Origin of the sequence: Chromobacterium sphagni (assembly GCF_001855575.1) — a bacterium.
Classification (GTDB): Bacteria; Pseudomonadota; Gammaproteobacteria; order Burkholderiales; family Chromobacteriaceae; genus Chromobacterium; species Chromobacterium sphagni.
Genome location: NZ_MKCS01000001.1, coordinates 498,376 through 516,870, shown reverse-complemented (window position 1 = coordinate 516,870; position 18,495 = coordinate 498,376). Strand labels below are relative to the sequence as shown.

Annotated in this window: 26 protein-coding genes; 1 reads left to right on the top strand and 25 read right to left on the bottom strand. The window is 64.4% G+C overall.

Features of this window, described 5'->3' with window-relative positions:
• Positions 1-133 precede the first annotated feature (133 nt).
• The 20 genes from BI347_RS02525 to BI347_RS02430 form a co-directional block, all read right to left on the bottom strand.
• Positions 134-478 (bottom strand): DUF2069 domain-containing protein, encoded by a 345-nt coding sequence (locus BI347_RS02525; protein ID WP_071111373.1) that lies wholly within the window; start codon positions 476-478, stop codon positions 134-136.
• Complete coding sequence (gene tatC / locus BI347_RS02520; protein WP_071115223.1) at positions 475-1,218, bottom strand: twin-arginine translocase subunit TatC; 744 nt, start codon at positions 1,216-1,218, stop codon at positions 475-477. The genes BI347_RS02525 and tatC overlap by 4 nt, the downstream gene beginning before the upstream one ends.
• Complete coding sequence (gene tatB / locus BI347_RS02515) at positions 1,211-1,705, bottom strand: Sec-independent protein translocase protein TatB (RefSeq protein WP_071115222.1); 495 nt, start codon at positions 1,703-1,705, stop codon at positions 1,211-1,213. The genes tatC and tatB overlap by 8 nt, the downstream gene beginning before the upstream one ends.
• A 15-nt stretch (positions 1,706-1,720) precedes the next feature.
• The gene (tatA, locus tag BI347_RS02510; RefSeq protein WP_071111376.1) at positions 1,721-1,933 is read right to left on the bottom strand and encodes a Sec-independent protein translocase subunit TatA; all 213 of its coding nucleotides are present in this window, start codon (positions 1,931-1,933) and stop codon (positions 1,721-1,723) included.
• Positions 1,934-1,998: 65 nt separating this feature from the next.
• On the bottom strand, positions 1,999-2,322 hold the full coding sequence (locus BI347_RS02505) for a histidine triad nucleotide-binding protein (RefSeq protein ID WP_071111377.1): 324 nt from the start codon (positions 2,320-2,322) through the stop codon (positions 1,999-2,001).
• Between the two features lie 13 nt (positions 2,323-2,335).
• A complete protein-coding gene (locus BI347_RS02500) occupies positions 2,336-2,662 on the bottom strand; it encodes a phosphoribosyl-ATP diphosphatase (RefSeq protein WP_071111378.1) in 327 nt (108 codons plus the stop codon).
• A 122-nt stretch (positions 2,663-2,784) separates the two neighbouring features.
• Positions 2,785-3,168, bottom strand: coding sequence for a phosphoribosyl-AMP cyclohydrolase (hisI, locus tag BI347_RS02495; RefSeq protein ID WP_071111379.1), 384 nt, complete (start codon positions 3,166-3,168; stop codon positions 2,785-2,787).
• Positions 3,165-3,929 (bottom strand): imidazole glycerol phosphate synthase subunit HisF, encoded by a 765-nt coding sequence (hisF, locus tag BI347_RS02490; RefSeq protein WP_071111380.1) that lies wholly within the window; start codon positions 3,927-3,929, stop codon positions 3,165-3,167. Before hisF ends, hisI begins: the two co-directional genes overlap by 4 nt.
• A gap of 82 nt (positions 3,930-4,011) precedes the next feature.
• Positions 4,012-4,752, bottom strand: a complete 741-nt coding sequence (gene hisA, locus BI347_RS02485; protein WP_071111381.1) for a 1-(5-phosphoribosyl)-5-[(5-phosphoribosylamino)methylideneamino]imidazole-4-carboxamide isomerase — start codon at positions 4,750-4,752, stop codon at positions 4,012-4,014.
• Between the two features lie 20 nt (positions 4,753-4,772).
• A complete protein-coding gene (gene hisH, locus BI347_RS02480; protein WP_071115221.1) occupies positions 4,773-5,411 on the bottom strand; it encodes an imidazole glycerol phosphate synthase subunit HisH in 639 nt (212 codons plus the stop codon).
• Positions 5,408-6,001: an imidazoleglycerol-phosphate dehydratase HisB gene (gene hisB / locus BI347_RS02475; protein ID WP_071111383.1), complete on the bottom strand. Its 594-nt coding sequence runs from the start codon at positions 5,999-6,001 to the stop codon at positions 5,408-5,410. Before hisB ends, hisH begins: the two co-directional genes overlap by 4 nt.
• 3 nt (positions 6,002-6,004) lie before the next feature.
• Entirely contained in the window at positions 6,005-7,081 is a 1,077-nt protein-coding gene (gene hisC / locus BI347_RS02470; protein WP_071115220.1) for a histidinol-phosphate transaminase, read from the bottom strand.
• A gap of 143 nt (positions 7,082-7,224) precedes the next feature.
• Complete coding sequence (gene hisD / locus BI347_RS02465; protein ID WP_071115219.1) at positions 7,225-8,517, bottom strand: histidinol dehydrogenase; 1,293 nt, start codon at positions 8,515-8,517, stop codon at positions 7,225-7,227.
• 91 nt (positions 8,518-8,608) lie between these two features.
• The gene (hisG, locus tag BI347_RS02460) at positions 8,609-9,250 is read right to left on the bottom strand and encodes an ATP phosphoribosyltransferase (RefSeq protein ID WP_071115218.1); all 642 of its coding nucleotides are present in this window, start codon (positions 9,248-9,250) and stop codon (positions 8,609-8,611) included.
• Positions 9,251-9,290: 40 nt separating this feature from the next.
• Positions 9,291-10,055 (bottom strand): flagellar brake protein, encoded by a 765-nt coding sequence (locus BI347_RS02455; protein WP_239690807.1) that lies wholly within the window; start codon positions 10,053-10,055, stop codon positions 9,291-9,293.
• 45 nt (positions 10,056-10,100) lie between these two features.
• Entirely contained in the window at positions 10,101-10,682 is a 582-nt protein-coding gene (locus BI347_RS02450) for an SCO family protein (RefSeq protein ID WP_071111387.1), read from the bottom strand.
• The gene (locus BI347_RS02445) at positions 10,682-11,581 is read right to left on the bottom strand and encodes a heme o synthase (protein WP_071111388.1); all 900 of its coding nucleotides are present in this window, start codon (positions 11,579-11,581) and stop codon (positions 10,682-10,684) included. Before BI347_RS02445 ends, BI347_RS02450 begins: the two co-directional genes overlap by 1 nt.
• The gene (locus BI347_RS02440) at positions 11,578-12,591 is read right to left on the bottom strand and encodes a COX15/CtaA family protein (protein WP_071111389.1); all 1,014 of its coding nucleotides are present in this window, start codon (positions 12,589-12,591) and stop codon (positions 11,578-11,580) included. Before BI347_RS02440 ends, BI347_RS02445 begins: the two co-directional genes overlap by 4 nt.
• Before the next feature lie 48 nt (positions 12,592-12,639).
• On the bottom strand, positions 12,640-13,149 hold the full coding sequence (locus BI347_RS02435; protein ID WP_071115217.1) for a hypothetical protein: 510 nt from the start codon (positions 13,147-13,149) through the stop codon (positions 12,640-12,642).
• Positions 13,136-13,858, bottom strand: coding sequence for an SURF1 family protein (locus BI347_RS02430; protein WP_158020706.1), 723 nt, complete (start codon positions 13,856-13,858; stop codon positions 13,136-13,138). The genes BI347_RS02435 and BI347_RS02430 overlap by 14 nt, the downstream gene beginning before the upstream one ends.
• On the opposite strand from BI347_RS02430, the gene BI347_RS02425 reads away from it, so the two are divergent.
• The gene (locus BI347_RS02425) at positions 13,857-14,054 is read left to right on the top strand and encodes a DUF2909 family protein (RefSeq protein WP_071111391.1); all 198 of its coding nucleotides are present in this window, start codon (positions 13,857-13,859) and stop codon (positions 14,052-14,054) included. The genes BI347_RS02430 and BI347_RS02425 overlap by 2 nt on opposite strands.
• A 14-nt stretch (positions 14,055-14,068) precedes the next feature.
• Here BI347_RS02425 and BI347_RS02420 read toward each other — a convergent pair whose 3' ends face one another.
• The 5 genes from BI347_RS02420 to coxB are packed head-to-tail and all read right to left on the bottom strand — an operon-like array spanning position 14,069 to position 18,445.
• Entirely contained in the window at positions 14,069-14,941 is an 873-nt protein-coding gene (locus tag BI347_RS02420; protein WP_338032369.1) for a cytochrome c oxidase subunit 3, read from the bottom strand.
• Positions 14,942-14,950: 9 nt separating this feature from the next.
• Positions 14,951-15,127, bottom strand: coding sequence for a DUF2970 domain-containing protein (locus BI347_RS22435; protein WP_083338644.1), 177 nt, complete (start codon positions 15,125-15,127; stop codon positions 14,951-14,953).
• Complete coding sequence (locus BI347_RS02415; protein WP_083338643.1) at positions 15,124-15,672, bottom strand: cytochrome c oxidase assembly protein; 549 nt, start codon at positions 15,670-15,672, stop codon at positions 15,124-15,126. The genes BI347_RS22435 and BI347_RS02415 overlap by 4 nt, the downstream gene beginning before the upstream one ends.
• Before the next feature lie 10 nt (positions 15,673-15,682).
• Entirely contained in the window at positions 15,683-17,320 is a 1,638-nt protein-coding gene (gene ctaD, locus BI347_RS02410; RefSeq protein WP_071111393.1) for a cytochrome c oxidase subunit I, read from the bottom strand.
• Positions 17,321-17,329: 9 nt separating this feature from the next.
• On the bottom strand, positions 17,330-18,445 hold the full coding sequence (coxB, locus tag BI347_RS02405) for a cytochrome c oxidase subunit II (RefSeq protein ID WP_071111394.1): 1,116 nt from the start codon (positions 18,443-18,445) through the stop codon (positions 17,330-17,332).
• Between the last annotated feature and the right edge of the window lie 50 nt (positions 18,446-18,495).

Below are 18,495 nucleotides of genomic sequence, written 5' to 3'. Positions count from 1 at the left end.
TTCTAGTTGACGACTGACATTACAAACCAGTTACAACATCCCCAACGGTTGAATTCACGTCAATGCAGTATCAAAAACCTCAAAAAAAAACCGGCGGCATGGGCCGCCGGTCGGATATCTCTGCGCGCTCAGGTCAAACGCGACGCTTGAAGCTCCTGGCAAATCCCAATACACAGATAAAGAATAGTGTACTAAGTAGAATTTCACCCAAGGCAATCTGCCGCGCCAAGCCGCTGTCAGCCCAGCCTCGCATCACGCCTTCGCTGAAAAAAGCCAGGATGAACATGCTGGACCACTGATAGGTATAGAGTCTGCCGACGAGGATGCCGCGCAAGGGCAGCAGCAGCAGCAAGGCCTTGAAGGCCAGAAAGGAGCCGCCCGGGCGCAAGGGCGCCAGCCACAGCTCCCAGGCCAGGGTCAGCAGGATCAGCGCGATCAGCGCCGCCGCCGCTCCGCGGCGGAAGGCGTCGCGGTTCACGGCGCCGACTCCGCTTGTTCGCGCGCGCGCGCCTTTCGCTCCATCAGCGCGGCCGCCAGCACGCCCACTTCGAACAGCAGCCACAAGGGCACCGCCAGCATGGTCTGCGACAGTACATCCGGTGGCGTGACGATGGCGGCGACGACGAAGGCGCCGACGATCATGTACGGCCGCGCCTCGCGCAGCTTGGCCACCGTCACCACGCCCATCCGCGTCAGCAGGATCACGATCACCGGCACCTCGAAGGTGGTGCCGAAGGCCAGGAACATGCCCAGCACGAAAGACAGGTATTTGTCGATGTCGGTCATCATGCTCACCCCGGCCGGCGTCACCGCCGACATGAAGTGGAACACCACCGGAAACACCAGGAAATAGGCGAAGGACATGCCCAGCAGGAACAGCAGCAGGCTGGCCACGACCAGCGGCGCCACCAGCTTCTTCTCATGGCTGTAGAGGCCCGGCGCGACAAAGGCCCACACCTGGTACAAGGTGTTGGGCAGCGACACCAGGAAAGCCACCAGCATGGTGACCTTCATCGGCACGAAAAAAGTGGAGGTGACTTCGGTGGCGATCATGCTGCCGCCTTGTGGCAGCGCGTCCAGCAGCGGCTTGGCCAGCAGGTGGTAGATGTCGGACGACCAGTGGAACAGGCCGAAGAAGACCAGGGCGATGCCCAATAGGGCGCGCACCAGCCTGGTGCGCAGCTCGATCAGATGCGCGAGCAGCGGTTGTTCATTCATTCGCGGAGGACGGGTGCGTGGGTGGGAGGGGAGCCGGCGCGGCATGCGGCGTGCCGTCGAACAGGTCCAGCTGGTTTTCGTCGCGCGGCGCGGCCGCCGCCGCCATCGCGGACGCGGCGCTTTCCGGCTGCGGATGCAGGCTCTGGTGTATGGTGCGCCCGGCCTCGTCGAACGGCTCCGCCGCCTCCTCGGCCAGCGCGCGCGCCTCGGCAGCGTGGCTGTCCATCGCCTGGCGCACTTCCTGCACCTCCGCCTCCAACTGGCCGCGGAAAGTATGGGCGGCGTCCTGCAGGTCCTGGCGTATGCTGTCCAGCCCGCCAAGATTGGCCTGCTGGTGGATGTCCGCCTTCACCGTGGCGACGAAGCGCTGCGCGCGCGCCACCAGGGCGCCCACCGTACGCGCCACCGTCGGCAGGCGCTCCGGCCCGAGCACCACCAGCGCCACCACGCCTATCAGGATGAATTCGCCAAAGCTGATGTCAAGCACGCCGCGTCACCGTGGTTATTTCTTGTCGGCTTCGCCGTCTATGATGCGGCCGGTCTGCTCGGGAGGCTGCTGCTGGGCCGCGCCCTTGCCGCCTTCGTTCATGCCTTCCTTGAAGCCCTTGACCGCATTGCCCAGATCCTTGCCGATGTTGGGCAGCTTCTTGGTGCCGAACACCAGTACCACGATCAGCAGCACGATCAGCCAGTGCCAGATGCTGAGAGAACCCATTGTGACTCTTCCTTTTCAAGAAACAGGCGCCGGACTGCGGCCCGGCGCGAAGCCACGCGTCGCGATCAGCCCTTGTGGCCGAATACGTGCACGTGCAGGTGGAACACTTCCTGGCCGCCGCCGCGGCCGGTATTGATGCCGGTCTTGAAGCCGGCCTCCAGGCCCTGCTCGCGCGCCAGCCTGGGCGCCAGCGTCAGGATCCGGCCCAGCAGCGCCTCGTGCTCCGGGCCGCAATGGGCCAGCGAATCGACGTGCAGCTTGGGAATGATCATGAAATGCACCGGCGCGATCGGACGGATGTCGTGAAAAGCCAGCACGTCGTCGTCTTCGTACACCTTGTTGGCGGGAATCTGGCCCGCCACGATCTTGCAGAAAAGGCAATCGCTCATTTTTTTTCCGTAATCAGGCAGAAGGTTTGCGCGAGGCTTTCTCGTCCAGGCCGGAAATGCCTTCGCGGCGGTGCAGCTCCATTATCACGTCCTCGGGGCGCAGGCCATGATATGTCAACAGCACCATGGTGTGGAACCATAAATCGGCCACTTCGCGCACCAGGTGCAGCTTGTCCTTGTCCTTGGAGGCCATCAGCGTTTCCGCCGCCTCTTCCGCCACCTTCTTCAGGATGGCGTCTTCGCCCTTGCGGAACAGGGACGCCACGTAGGAGGACTCGGAACTGGCCTCGCGCCGGGCTTCCAGCGTGTCAGCGATGTTTTTCAGCACATCCGGCGTCATATTCATATCCTTTGCGCCCGTCATCCGGCGAGTATGCGGCCCTGGCATGGCATTTTGATAACATGCCGGCCCGGACTGGCATTGTACTCCTTCCGGCGCGGGCGACGTTGAGCGGCGGCAACTCAGGCCTGGTAGATCTGCTGCGGGTCTTTCAGCACCGCATCCACCGTCACCCAGCCGCCGTTGTCGAATTTGCGGTAAAAGCAGCTCTCCCGCCCCGTGTGACAGGCGATGCCGCCGATTTGTTCTATCTGCATCACGATGACGTCGCCGTCGCAATCCAGCCGCAGCTCCTTGACGGTTTGCAGGTGGCCGGACTCCTCGCCCTTTTTCCACAGTTTCTGCCGCGAGCGGCTGAAATAATGGGCAATCCCGGTATCGGCGGTCAGCTGCAGGCTTTCGCGGTTCATCCACGCCACCATCAGCACGCGGCCGCCGGCCGCATCCTGGGCGATGGCGGTGACCAGGCCCTTGTCGTCCCACTTCACTTCGTCCAGCCAGCTCATAGCCTCACCTCGATGCCGGCGGCGCGCATCGCCTGCTTGGCTTCGCCCACCGTGTATTCGCCAAAATGGAAGATGCTGGCGGCCAACACCGCGTCGGCATGGCCTTCCACCACGCCGTCCACCAGGTGCTGCAGATTGCCGACGCCGCCGGAGGCGATCACTGGAATGCCTACCGCGTCGGACACCGCGCGCGTCAGCGGCAGGTTGAAGCCGGCCTTGGTGCCGTCGCGGTCCATGCTGGTAAGCAGGATTTCGCCGGCGCCCAGCGCCTGCATCTTGCGCGCCCACGCCACCGGGTCCAGGCCGGTGCGGTTGCGGCCGCCGTGGGTGAACACTTCCCAGCGGTCGTTTTCCGGCGTCACCGCCTTGGCGTCCAGCGCCACCACGATGCACTGGTTGCCGAAATGGTCGGCAGCCTGCTGCACGAATTCCGGGTGGGTCACGGCGGCGGTGTTGATGCTGACCTTGTCGGCGCCGGCGTTGAGCAGGCGGCGGATGTCGGCCAGCGTGCGCACGCCGCCGCCTACCGTCAGCGGGATGAACACCTGGTCGGCCACCGCCTCGATAACGTCCAGGATGATGTCGCGCTGGTCAACGCTGGCGGTGATGTCGAGGAAAGTCAGTTCGTCGGCGCCCTGCTCGTTGTAGCGGCGGGCGATTTCGACCGGGTCGCCGGCATCGCGCAGGCCGACGAAATTGACGCCCTTGACCACGCGGCCGGCGGTCACGTCCAGGCAGGGGATGATGCGTTTGGCAAGCATGTGTGTGTCCAGAAACCGGCGGCGCACAGCCAAGCCTCAGGTGCGAACCCGGCAGCCGGCTGCGCGCCGCCTTCAGCCGTGGTTATTCGGCCAGCTCGTCCGCCAGCGTCTGGGCGGCGGCGAAATCGATGCTGCCTTCGTAGATCGCGCGGCCGGTGATGGCGCCCTCGATGCCCTCGTCCTCCACCGCGCACAGCGCGCGGATGTCGTCGAGGTTGGTCAGGCCGCCGGAGGCGATCACCGGAATGGTCAGCGCCTGCGCCAGCTTGACGGTGGCTTCGATATTGACGCCGTTCATCATGCCGTCGCGGCCGATGTCGGTGTAGATCACCGAGTTGACGCCGTAATCCTGGAAGCGCTTGGCCAGGTCGATGACGTTATGGTTGGTGATCTTGGCCCAGCCATCGATCGCCACCATGCCGTCCTTGGCGTCCAGGCCGACTATCACCTGGCCGGGGAAGGCGTCGCAGGCGTCGTGCAGGAAGCCCGGGGTCTTGACGGCGGCGGTGCCGATGATCACATAGGACAGGCCCATGTCGAGGTAGGCCTCGATGGTGTCCAGGTCGCGGATGCCGCCGCCCAGCTGCACCGGCATGTCCTCGCCGACTTCGCCCAGAATGTCGCGGATCACCGACAGGTTCTTGGGCTTGCCGGCGAAGGCGCCGTTCAGGTCGACCAAATGCAGGCGCCGCGCGCCCTGGTCGCGCCAGTGGGCGGCAACCTTGACCGGGTCGTCGGAGAAGATGGTGGCGTCGTCCATCACGCCCTGTTTCAGGCGTACGCATTGACCGTCTTTCAGGTCTATCGCGGGTATCAGCAGCATGGTGCTAAATCAAACGTAAGTTAAAGACTGCCGTCCCAGGCGAGGAAATTCTTCATCATCTGAAGTCCGGCCCGGTGGCTCTTTTCGGTGTGAAACTGCGTGGCGAAAATATTGCCACGCCCGACGATACAGGAAAAACGCTCGGGGTAATCACTTTCCGCCAGGGTCAGCGACGCATCGCCGGGCGCAAAGTGGTAACTATGCACAAAATAGAAGCGCTCGCCGTCCTCGATGCCGGCGAACAGCGGATGGGCGCTGGCCTGGTAGACCTGGTTCCATCCCATGTGCGGCACCTTCAGGCGCTCGCCGCCGGCGACCAGATCGTCGGCGAAGCGCACAACCTTGCCCGGAAACAGGCCCAGGCCGGCGGTATCGCCCTCCTCGCTATGCTCGAACAATAGCTGCGCGCCGACGCAGATACCAAAAAAAGGCTTGCTCTGCGTGGTTTCACGCACCGCGTCGGCCAGGCCGTGGCGGTTTAGTTCGCGCATGCAGTCCGGCATCGCGCCCTGGCCGGGAAACACCACTTTATCAGCCTTGACGATGGCGTGCGGGTCGCTGCTAAGGAAAATGTCGGCGCCGTTTTCATTGACGGCTTGCAGGGACTTCAGCACCGAATGCAGATTGCCCATGCCGTAATCGATGACCGCGACTTTCATGCCGACAAGGTTCCCTTGGTCGACGGCGTGATACCCGCCATCCGCTCGTCGGCCTCGCAGGCCATCCGCAGCGCGCGGCCGAAGGCCTTGAAGATGGTCTCGGCTTGGTGGTGGCTGTTGTGGCCGCGCAGATTGTCGATATGCAGCGTGGTCATGCTGTGGTTGACGAAGCCGTGGAAAAACTCCGAGAACAGGTCGACATCGAACTGGCCGATGCTGGCGCGGGTGTATTCGACGTTGTAAACCATGCCCGGGCGACCCGACAAGTCTATCACCACCCGGCTCAGCGCCTCGTCCAGCGGCACATAGGCGTGGCCGTAGCGGCGGATGCCCTTCTTGTCGCCTATCGCCTTGGCAAAGGCCTGGCCCAGGGTGATGCCGATGTCTTCCACCGTGTGGTGGGCGTCGATGTGCAGGTCGCCGACGGCCTTGACGTCGAGGTCGATCAGGCCGTGGCGGGCGATCTGGTCCATCATGTGGTCCAGGAAGGGCACGCCGGTTTCAAAGCGGCCGACGCCGGTGCCGTCCAGGTTGAGGCTGACGGTGATCTGGGTTTCCAGCGTATTGCGGGTGACGGTGGCGGTTCTCATGATTCAGGCGAAAAAACGTTGAATGGCGGACAGCAGCGCGGCATTGTCGTCCGGGCTGCCCACGGTCAGGCGCAAGCAGTTGGCCAGCAATGGATGGCTGCCGTGCAGCTGCTTGATCAGGATGCCGCGCTGCTTGATGTGCTGATACAACGCCGGCGCGTCCGGTACCCTGATGGTGATGAAATTGGCTTGTGACGGGAAGGCGCGCACCAAAGGCAGGCACGACAGCTCGGCGAACAAACGGCCGCGTTCCGCGCGCAATTCCGCCGCCTGGCGATTGAATACGTCCAGATGACGCAAGGCAAAGCCGGCGGCGGCCAGCGTCAGCACATTGACGTTGTACGGTGGGCGCACCTTGTTGAGCTCATTGATCCAGGCCGGGCTGGCGGCGGCGTAGCCCAGGCGGATGCCGGCCAGGCCCAGCTTGGACAGCGTGCGCATCACCAGAAGATTATCCAGCTCGCCGGCCAAATCCATCAAGCTGTCGTCGGCGAAGCTCTGGTAGGCCTCGTCCACCACCACCAGCCCCGGCGCGGCGCGGCATACCGCCAGCACCTCTTCGCGCGCGTAACGCGGCCCGGTGGGATTGTTGGGATAGGAGACGAACACCACGGCCGGCTGCTCGCGCGCTATCGCCGCCAGCAACAGGGGCAGATCCAGCGTGAAATCTTCCCTCAAGGGCACGCCGACGTACTGCAGGCCGGAGAGCAGCGCGTTCATCTTGTACATCACGAACGACGGCTCCAGCGCCAATAACTTGGCGCCCGGGCGCGCCAGCGCCTGGGTGATCAGCGTGATCAGCTCGTCCGAGCCGTTGCCCAAGAGGATGTCGGCCGCGGCCGGAATGGCGAATGCCTGGCGCAGTTGCTCCTTCAGCCCGCCGCCATTGGGGTCGGGATAGCGGTTGAGCGCCACCTGGGCCAGTTCCACCGCCAGCTCGTGCTGCAGCTCCAGCGGCAGCGGCCACGGGTTTTCCATCGCGTCCAGCTTGATGTAGCCGCTGGCGTCGGCCACCGGGTAGGCGCCGATGGCGGTGATTTCCTCGCGCACGAGTTGTCGGACTGCAAGTTTCGTCGTCATGATCTGGCCTTGCGGCGGTGTGGCGATGGGTACGCCCGCGTTGCGGGCAGCGGCTTCATCGTACCGCGTTCAACTGCGGCGGGCTACCGGCCCGTCGCTCTAGCCGTCCGCGCCGTGTCCGGCGCGGACGAAACCGTTGCGCTTCAATCGTCCAGCCGCAGTTCGGCGGCGCGGGCGTGGGCGGTCAGGCCCTCGCCGTGCGCCAGGATGCTGGCGATGCGGCCCAGCTTCTGCGCGCCGGCCTGCGACACGCGGATCAGGCTGCTGCGCTTCTGGAAGTCGTACACGCCCAGCGGGCTGGCGAAGCGCGCGGTGCGGCTGGTGGGCAGCACGTGGTTGGGCCCGGCGCAATAGTCGCCCAGGCTCTCCGAGGTGAAGCGGCCCATGAAGATGGCGCCGGCGTGGCGCAATTGCCCCAGCAGCGCGTCCGGATCCGCCACCGACAGCTCCAGGTGTTCCGGCGCGATGTAATTGGAGATTTCGCAGGCCTCGGCCAGGTCCTTCACCGCGATCAGCGCGCCGCGGTTGCCGAGGCTGGCTTCGATGATGGCGCGGCGCGGCATCTGCGGCAGCAGGCGGGCTATGCTCTCTTCCACCCTGGCGATGTAGTCGGCCGACGGGCACAGCAGGATGGCCTGGGCGATCTCGTCGTGCTCGGCCTGGCTGAACAGGTCCATCGCCACCCAGTCTGGCGGCGTGTCGCCGTCGCAGAGCACTAGGATTTCCGACGGGCCGGCTACCATGTCTATGCCCACCACGCCGAACACGCGGCGCTTGGCTGCGGCGACGTAGGCGTTGCCCGGGCCGGTGATCTTGTCCACCTGTGGAATGGTTTCGGTGCCATAGGCCAACGCGGCCACGGCCTGGGCGCCGCCGCAGGTGAACACCTTGTCTACTCCTGCGATATAAGCCGCGGCCAGCACCAGATCGTTGCGCTCGCCGCCCGGAGTCGGCACCACCATGATGATTTCGGCTACGCCGGCCACCTTGGCCGGCAGCGCGTTCATCAGCACCGAACTGGGATAGGAGGCCTTGCCTCCCGGCACGTAGATGCCGACGCGGTCCAGCGGCGTCACCTGCTGGCCCAATAGCGTGCCGTCCTCGTCCTCATAGCTCCAGGAATGCGCCAGCTGCTTTTCATGGTAGCGGCGCACCCGCTCGGCGGCGGCGGTCAGCGCGTTGCGCACCGCGTCCGGCAGCCGCTTGAACGCGGCTTCCAATTCGGCGCGGCTGAGCGTCAGGTCGGCCATGCCGGCAGCCTGCATGCGGTCGAAACGGTTGGTGTACTCGACCAGCGCCGCGTCGCCGCGCCGCTGCACATCGGCGCAGATCGCCGCCACCGCGGCGTCCACCGCCGGATCCTGTGCGGTTTCGAACGCCAGCAACGCCTTGAGGCGCTCGGCGAAATCGGGCTGGGAGGAAGACAGTTTCAACATGATGATTCTCTGATGCTTGGAGCCTGAACAAGGGCCAACGCCGGCCGCGTGGTTTCGGTTGACCGGTGTCGCCTGCGATTCAGGCGGATGATCAGGCCGGCACAGCGCCGGCGAAGGCGTCCAGCACCGGCTGGATCGCGTCGTATTTCAGCTTCAACGCCGCCTGGTTCACCACCAGCCGCGAGCTGATGTCGATGATGTGCTCCACCGCGGCCAGCTTGTTGGCGCGCAAGGTGCCGCCGGTGGACACCAGGTCGACGATGGCGTCGGCCAGGCCGACCAGCGGCGCCAGCTCCATCGAGCCGTACAGCTTGATGATGTCGACGTGCACGCCCTTCTTGGCGAAGTGCTCGCGCGCGATCTGCGGATACTTGGTGGCGATCTTCAGCCGCGCGCCGTGGCGCACCGCCGCGTCGTAGTCGAAGCCTTCCTGCACCGCCACCATCATCTTGCACTTGGCGATGTTGAGGTCCAGCGGCTGATACAGACCGGCGCCGCCGTGCTCGATCAGCACGTCGCGGCCGGCGATCCCCAGATCGGCCGCGCCGTATTGCACATAGGTGGGCACGTCAGACGCGCGCACGATCACCAGCTGCACCTCGGGATGATTGGTGCCGATGATCAGCTTGCGCGAGGATTCCGGATTTTCCGCCGGCACGATGCCGGCAACCGCCAGCAAGGGCAGCGTTTCTTCAAAGATGCGGCCCTTGGACAGGGCAATGGTCAGCTTCATGATGTTTCTACTACGAAAAAGTTATGGTGGGTCTTGCGGGTCAGCCGACCAGAGCGCGGCGCTCGCGCTCCAGGAAGCCGACATAACGCTGGATCAGCGTTTCCATCGCCGGGGTGAGGTTGAGATAGGAGCAGCCTATTCGCATCGCCTCGTTGCCGTTGCGCATGTGCGCGGTCAGACGGTGGCGCACCTCTATGCCCAGCTTGAGCATGCCGAACGGTTTCAGGTCTATCGTGCACTGGCGGTACTGCTGGCCGATGTCGAAGCCGGGGGAGTCCACCGCCGGCAGCCACAGGCTCATGCCGCCCAGGCTGATGTCGAACAACGCCAGATCTATCTCGCGCTGGTTGAAATCGGCGACATGGCAGAAGATCGGCGTGCCAAGCGGCGTCTGGATGCGGAAGAACTCGCGCCGCTGCAGCTTGATCACCTGCTCCGGCAGTTCGCAGAGGAAGGCTGGGCGGCCCTCCAGCATCACCTTGCTCACCTGTCCGGTAACGAACTGGGTCTTCACCCCTTCCGGCGAACAGACGAACACATTGCGCTCGCTGTTCAGCACCTGGGCATTGGTTTCCTCCTCCGCGCCCCAGTCGAACGTGAACTGCCCGGCCTGATAGTCGACACTGAGCAGGCGCGTCAGGATGAAGTTTTTCCCCTTGTTGGCAAAAACCGTCACCATATGGCCATGCTTGGCGATATTCGCCAGGTGCTGGGCGATTTCCGCCGGCGCGGCCAGGGTGAACCGGGCCAGATCCAGCGGTTGATGCGGGTTTGTCGGACTGCCAGGGGAGATTTCGTTGCTCACGATGTTCCGACCTTCATGTCTGCGAATGAGAGTGATACGCCAAGTTTAGCGTATCAACTGCTTGATATCATAAGCAAGGTTGGCCGCCGGTGTGCCATAAGACTGGAACACCCTGAGCTTGCCATCCCGGTCCAGCAGATAAGACCCTGCGCTATGGTCCACGCTGTAGCCTCCGCCGGGCGTCGGCACCTTCTGCGCCACCACCTTGTATTGTTTCTTCACTTTTTCGATCTGTTCGACCGTGCCGGTCAGGCCGATGAAACGCTTGTCGAAATGCGGCACATAGCCGGCCAGCACTCTGGGCGTATCGCGCTCGGGATCGACGCTGACGAACAACACCTGCACCTTGTCCGCATCCGCGCCCAGTTGCTTCATCACCGCTGCGTACTCCAGCATGGTGGTCGGGCATACGTCGGGACAATTGGTATAGCCGAAAAACAGCGCCACCACCTTGCCGCGGAAGGACTCCAGGCTGCGCGGCTGGCCGTTGAAGTCGGTCAGCGTGAAATTGCCGCCCATGGAATCGTCGTCGAGCGCCGTGCCCTTGAAGTTGACGGTAGGCGGCGCACAGGCCGACAGCGCGAAAGCCATCAGCAGGCCAAACAGCATCTGCAGGATTTTGGACATCAGGTGAGGGGTATCAGACAGTAGTGATCAATCAGTAAGGCCGCAAACAGGCAGGTCAGATACCAGATCGACCAGCCAAACGTGCGGCGCGCCAGAGCGTCAGCATACTGGCGATGCAGGCTGACAGCAAGGAACAGCATCCTGCCGTCCAGCAGCAATACCACCGCCATGTAAATCCAGCCCGCCTCACCCAAAGCCACTGGCAGCAGCGTGATCGCCGTCAGCAGCAGGGTGTACAGCACGATGGACAGCGTGGTGAAGCGCTGGCCATGGGTGACCGGCAGCATCGGCAGTCCGGCGCGGGCGTAGTCGTCGCGGCGGTAAAGCGCCAGCGCCCAGAAGTGCGGCGGCGTCCAGGCGTAGATGATCAGGAACAACACCAGCGCGAAGGCGCTGATCTCGCCGCTGACCGCCGCCCAGCCCAGCACCGGCGGCATGGCGCCGCTGGCGCCGCCGATCACGATGTTCTGCGGGGTATTGGGCTTGAGCAGCAAGGTGTAGACGATGGCGTAGCCGACGAAAGTGGCCAGCGTCAGCCAGGCCGTCAACGCGTTGCAGCCGACGAACAGCAGAAACAGGCCCATGCCGCCCAGGGCCAGCGCCACCAGCAGCGTCTCCAGGCCGCCCACTTCGCCGGTGGCGGTGGCGCGCCGAGCGGTGCGGCGCATGCGGGCATCGATGCCGCGCTCCACCAGGCAATTGATCATCGCCGCGGCCCCCGCCACCAACCCGATGCCCAGCGTGGCCGGCACCACCACGGCGGCATCCGGCTGCCCGGGACTGGCCAAAAACATGCCGATCACCGCGCAGAACACGATCAACGCCACCACCCGCGGCTTGGACAACTGCCACAAGGCCTGCGCATGCTGCCGCCACTGCGGCAAACTCAGTTCGCTCATCGGCCCTCTCCCGGTCTGATCATTCCCGCGACGGCGGCAGACGCGCGCCGCGCGACCGGCGCCCAGGTCCGCAAGCGCGACAGCAACAACAGCGCGGCCATCACCAACAGCGCCGCGCCGGCATTGTGCGCCACCGCCAGCGGCAAAGGCAGCTGCCACAGCACATTGGCGATGCCCAGCCCCAGTTGCAGTAACCAGGCTGCGCCCAGACACGCCAGGTGCCGCCTCAGTGCCGGCAATCGCCAGCCCTGCGCCAGCACCGACAGCAGCAGCAAGGATACCGCCAGCGCGCCCAAGCGGTGCAGCCAATGTATGGTCACCAGGCTGGCGAAATCCAGCAGGCTGCCGTCCGGCGCCTCGCCAAGCTCGCGCAGCAGATGGAAAGCGTGGTCGAAACGCAGGGCCGGCCAGGCGTCGCCATTGCAGCCGGGAAAGCCCTGGCAGGCCAGCGCCGCGTAATTGCTGGACACCCAGCCGCCCAGCGCCAGTTGCAGCACCAATGCCGACACCAGCAGGCCGGACAGCCGGTGCAGCAGCGGCGGCGCGGAAACCGCGGCCAGTCCGGGAGCCAGCGCCATCCAGGCCAGAATTTGCAATACGCACATGCCGCCCAGCAGATGGGATGTCACGATCGCCGGTTTCAACAATAGGGTGACGGTCAGCATGCCCAGCAGGCCTTGCATCAGCAGCGCCAGCAGCAGCAGGCTGGCCGGCAGGCGCTGCCGCCGCTCCCGCCACGCCCGCCAGGCGATCAGGGCGATCAGCAGCCCCAGGCTGCCTGCCAGATAACGGTGCAACATCTCGCGCCAGGCCTTGCCGGGGCTGACCGGGCCGTCCGGCGCCAATGCCTGGGCCTGCTGGATCGGGCCGGCCGCATGCGACGGCGACAACTGGCCATAGCAGCCGGGCCAATCGGGACAGCCGAGGCCGGCATGGGACAATCGGACATAGGCGCCCAACGGCACCACGATAGCGGCCAGCAGCAAGGCCAGCCAAACCAGCTTCCGCATGACAAGCGCCCCCACATAGCACAACGCGTCCGCCGGTCAGCCGCCGGCTCAGCCCAAACCGTTGTTCACCTTCAACACCTTCGCCACTTCGTCGATGATGCGCCGCGGATCGGTGCCGTCCTGGTAGAACATCACCTGATTGCCCAAGGGGTCCACCAGATAGAAGCCCTGGTTGCCCGCCGGCAGCGCATGGTCGGCGACATGGGGCAGCTGATGCGGCACATCCACCGCCGCCGGCCGCGCCGACACCAGCAACGCCACCCGGGTCAGCCGAACCGCCGCCTCGCCCTGGGCCCGCTCGATCTGCCGCATCGCATACCAGCGCTGCTGGCAGCGGTTGTGACAATCCGCCCCCAGCACCGAAGCCAGCACCCACTTGCCACGCGGCCATTCCGGCCGGCCGGCCGCGGCAAAGGGGTGGGTCGGCAAGAGCTGGCCGTAGCTGCGCCCGCCTCCCGGCGGCAGCAGCGCATAGGCCAGCCACGCCGCCAGCACCGGCGCCAGGCACAGCAGGCCCATCGCGATCAACACCTTTTGCCCGCGCCTAATGGATTTCATGTCTGCGCCTCCACATCAGCCAGCTCAGGGCGGTCAGGCAAAAGCCCAGCAGCAGCCACTGGATGGCATAGGCATAGTGCCGGTCCGGCATGAATTCCGGGACCACAGGCCAGTGCAGCAGCGGATCGGGCGAGTTTTCCAGCACCACCACGCCCTGGAACCAGCGCCCGGGATAACGGCGGCGCAGCGCGGCCTCGTCCACTTCGTCCACCGGCCCCGCCACGCCCATGACCGCGCCGGACAGGACAAAGTGATGGGGGGTCGGCATCCGGTAGCCTTGCGGCTGGATCTGCTCGGGCTTGAAGTCCGGCACCCTGGCGCCATCCACCAGCCAGCCCAGATCCAGCAGGATCAGAGACCGGTCCGGCCCCTGGCGCCAGGGCTGCAGGATGCGGCGGCCGCTCTGGCCGCCCAGATAGCTGTTGCGCAACTCCAGCAGCGGCCCGGCCGGCTCGCCCTGGATCAGCCTCACCCGGGTGAACTCCGGCGGCGGCTCCACCTCGCGGTACACCAAACCCACCGGCGCCGTGCTCATCGCGCTGGTCAGCGAGCGCAGCAGCAGCTCCTTGTCTTGACCCCGTTGCCACTGCCATACTGCCAAGGCATAAGGCAACAGCGTGATCAGCAGCAGAAACAGCCATAGCAGCCGCTGCCACCCTGGTCTGGCCTGCTTTTTTTCCGAATCGGAATGTGTGGAGGATACGGTCATGAAACTCGTCATCCTGTTCTTGCTGGCCTGTATCGTCCTGGCGCTGTTCTGGGGGTTGACCGGACTGCTCAAGGCGGAGCATGGTTCTCAACGTCTGGTCAGGTCGCTGACCCTGCGGGTCGGCCTCTCTATCGGCCTGTTTCTGCTACTACTGCTGGGCGCGCTGTTCGGTTGGTGGCGCCCGCACCAGGTTTGAAGGCTCCATGCGGTTCATAGCCAGTAGACGAAAATGAACAACAGCAGCCATACCACATCGACGAAATGCCAGTACCAGCTTGCCGCCTCGAAAGCGAAATGCTGGCTGGCGTCGAAATGCCCATTCAAGCTGCGCAGCCACACCACCAGCAGGATGATTGAGCCCAGCAGCACATGCAGGCCATGGAAGCCGGTCAGCATGTAGAAGGTCATGCCGTAGGCTCCCGAGCCCAAAGTCAGGTGCAGCACCGAGAAGGCGTGGCCGTATTCGTGCATCTGCAAGGTCAGGAAAGTGAATCCCAGCAGAACCGTCAACAGCAAACCCATCTTCAGTTGTCCGCGCTTGCCCTGCAGCAAGCCCCAATGCGCCCAGGTGACGGTGGCGCCGGAGCTGAGCAGGATCAGCGTGTTGAGCGCCGGTAGCCCCCAGGCCTCCATCGCCTGGTAGGCTTGGCTGATGCCGGGGCCGGTCGACAACGGCCAGGATGCCTCGAAATCCGGGTAGAGCATCTTGTAGTCCAGCGAGCCCAACAACGGCACCGACACCGTGCGCACCCAGAACAGCACGCCGAAGAAGGCGCCGAAGAACATCACTTCGGAAAAGATGAACCAGCCCATCCCCCAGCGGAAGGACATGTCCTCGCGCCCCAGATACACCCCGAGCCGGCTTTCGCGGATCACGTCTCCGAACCAGCCCACCAGCATGAACACCAGGATCAGGAAGCCCAGCCCCAGCGACAGCTTGCCCAGCAGCATGCCGTTGACCGCGAACGCCGCCCCCAGACCGATGCAGAACAGCGCCACCGCGCCCACCGCGGGCCAGCGCGACGGCGGCGGCACAAAGTACCGGTCCTGATCGGCGACAGACTCCATTTGCTCAGTTGCCATGCCTCTCTCCTAGCTGGTCACCCAGGTCACCACCAACAACAGCAGCGCGATCAAACCCGCCATCAGCAGAAAGGCGGTTGCGATCAACTGCCACGGCTTCAATATCTGATCCACTCGGGCCGCGGAACCCTTGCGCACCCCGATGAAGGCCCCCAGCACCGCCCTGACCCCCTGTCCCCAGCTCATGACGCCCCTCCTCCCTGGCCGGGCACGTCGAACACCGTATAAGCCAGCGTGATGCTGGTGATGGAGGCCGGCAGCGCCTTGTCTATCACGAATACCACCGGGAAGGTGCGGGTCTGACCGGGCAGGAAGCGCTGCTGGGTGAAGCAGAAGCATTCCAGCTTCTTCACGTACTGGGCCGCCTCGCCGGGCAGATAGCGCGGCAGCGCCTGCCCCACCACCGCGCGCGAACTGGCATTTGTGATCTGGTATTGCACTTGGACGAAGGTGCCGGGCCTGACCTTAAGGTGGGTGGTCAGCGGCTTCACCTGCCATGGCAGCCCAGCCTGCACGGTGGAGTCGAAAGTCATGCTTACTTCGCCGCCGCCGGCCACCAGATCATCCTTGGCCAGTTCATCCGCCTTCACCACGTCGTTCAGGCCGGTCTGTTCGCAAACGATCCGGTACAAGGGGATCATGCCCCAGGCGACGCCGAACATCAGCGCGGCAATCACCATCAGCCGCCCCATCAGGCGTAGATTGCGTTGCTGCATCCTGGCCATGTCCATCGCGCAATCCTCAATGTGGGTGCGAGCCGCCGTCCTGCCGGCAGGACAGGATCACACCGTTCTCTCCCACCTCCAGCTTCGGCGCCTGCTCGAAGCTGTGGTAGGGCGCCGGGGTCGGCAGCTCCCACTCCAGCGTGTTCGCCCCCTCCCATGGCCGTTGCGGAGCGATGGCCCCATGCCGCAGCGAATGCAGGATGTTGTAGAGGAAAATCAGCTGCCCCAAGCCGAACATGAAGGCGCCGACGCTGGCTATCTGGTTGAACTCGGTGAACTGCAGCGCGTAGTCGGGGATCCGGCGCGGCATGCCGGCCAGTCCCAGGAAGTGCATCGGGAAGAAGGTGACGTTGAACCAGATCATCGACCACCAGAAATGGAATTTCCCCAGCTTCTCGTTGTACATCCGTCCGCTCATCTTGGGAAACCAGTAGTAGATGGCGGAGAACAGGCTGAACAAGGCCCCGGCCACCAGCACGTAATGAAAATGCGCCACCACGTAGTAGCTGGCGTGCAGCTGGATGTCCACCGCCGCCACGCTCAGGGTGATGCCGGACAGGCCGCCGATGGTGAACAGCAGGATGAAGCCGATGGAGAACAGCATCGGCGTCTCGAAGGTCATGCTGCCTTCCCACATGGTGGCGATCCAGTTGAATACTTTTACCCCGGTGGGCACCGCGATCAGCATCGTCGCGTACATGAAGAACAGCTGGGCGGTGGCCGGCATGCCGGTGGCGAACATGTGGTGCGCCCACACCATGAAGGACAGCACGCCGATGGAACTGGTGGCGTAGACCATCGAGGTGTAGCCAAACAGCGGTTTCCTGGCGAAGGTGGGAATCACCTGGCTGACGATGCCGAAAGCCGGCAACGCCATGATGTAGACTTCGGGGTGGCCGAAGAACCAGAACACGTGCTGGTACAGGATGGGATCGCCGCCGCCGGCGGCATTGAAGAAGTGGCTGCCGAAATGGCGGTCGGCCAGCACCATGGTCACCGCGCCGGCCAGCACCGGCATCACCGCGATGATCAGGTAGGCGGTGATCAGCGACGCCCAGGCGAACATCGGCATCTTCATCATCGTCATCCCCGGCGCCCGCAGATTGAGAATGGTGACGATGATGTTGATCGAGCCCATGATGGAGCTGATCCCCAGGATGTGGATGGCGAAGATGGTCATGTCCATGCCCACCCCCATCTGGGTGGACAGCGGAGCGTACAGCGTCCAGCCGGCGGCCGCCGCGCCGCCCGGCACCGCGAACGACAGCAGCAGCAGCAAGGCCGCCGGCGGCAGCAGCCAGAAGCTCCAGTTGTTCATCCGCGCGAATGCCATGTCTGGCGCGCCTATCATCAACGGCAGCATCCAGTTGGCCATGCCGGTGAAGGCCGGCATGATGGCGCCGAACACCATGATCAGGCCATGCAGCGTGGTCAACTGGTTGAACAGCTCCGGCTGGAAGAAGCGCAGGCCGGGGCTAAACAGCTCGGCGCGAATGCACAAGGCCAGCACGCCGCCGGACAGGAACATGGTGAAGGAGAACCATAGGTACATCGTGCCGATGTCCTTGTGGTTGGTGGCCATCAGCCAGCGCATGATGCCGTGTGGCTTGCCGTGGTGGGCGCCGCCGGCGTGGGTGGTTTCTGCAATTGCCATGACGTCTCCTTATGCCGCCTTGCCGCGCGCAGCCTTGATTTCCTTGGGCTGCACCGCCTGGCCGGTATGGTTGCCCCAGCTGTTGCGCTCGTAGGTGACCACCGCCGCGATGTCGGTATCGGACAACTGTTTGCCCCAGGCCGCCATCGCCGGATTCTTCTTGCCGCCGAATAGCACGATCTCGATATGCGCCGCCTTGTCGCCGGTGGCGATAGGCGAGCCATCCAGCGCCGGGAAGGTGCCGGGTATGCCCTTGCCGTTGGCCTGGTGGCAGGGTATGCAGTTCTGGGTGTAGATCTTTTCGCCGCGGGCCTTCAGGTCGGCCAGCTGCCACACCTTGTTGGGATCGTCGGCGCTGGCGGCCATTTGCTTGATCTTGGCGTCGCGCCACTTGGCGTAGTCGTCCGGCGACTTGGCCACCACCACGATGGGCATGAAGCCGTGGTCTTTGCCGCACAGCTCGGAGCACTGGCCGCGGTAGGTGCCCGGTTGCTCGATCAGCATCCAGCTGTCGCGCAGGAAACCGGGAACGGCGTCCTGCTTGACGCCCAGCTGCGGCACCCACCAGGAGTGGATGACGTCGTTGGCGGTCAGCAGCAGGCGGATCTTGCGGTTGGTGGGCACCACCAGCGGCTCGTCCACCTCCAGCAGATAATTCGCCGGCTTGGCGATCTTGCCCTCGATCGCCTCCCGCGGCGTGGACAAGTGGCTGACGAAGCCGAAATTGTCGTCCAGATAGTCGTAGCGCCACTTCCACTGGTAGCCGGTGACCTTGATGGTCATGTCCTCGCTGCGGGTGCCCTTCTGCGCCAGCACCGCGCGGGTGGCGGGCAGGGCGATCAGGATCAGGATCAGCAGCGGCACCACAGTCCAGATGATCTCCACCGTGGTGTTTTCATGAAACTGCTTGGCCTCGTGGCCGGCCGACTTGCGGTGGCGGACGATGGCGTACAGCATCACCAGGAACACCACGACGAAGATGACGCCGGTGATGATCAACAGCAGGGTGTGGAGATGATATTCGGTGCGCGCCAGCGGGGTAACCGGCGTCTGCAGGTTGAACTCCGCCGCCGACGCGCTTCCCACCGCCAGCAGCAAACAGCACAGAATGCGCAAACAAGCCATGTCGCCCCCTAGTGGTCAAATGACCGACACAATGAAATGCATGCACAGCC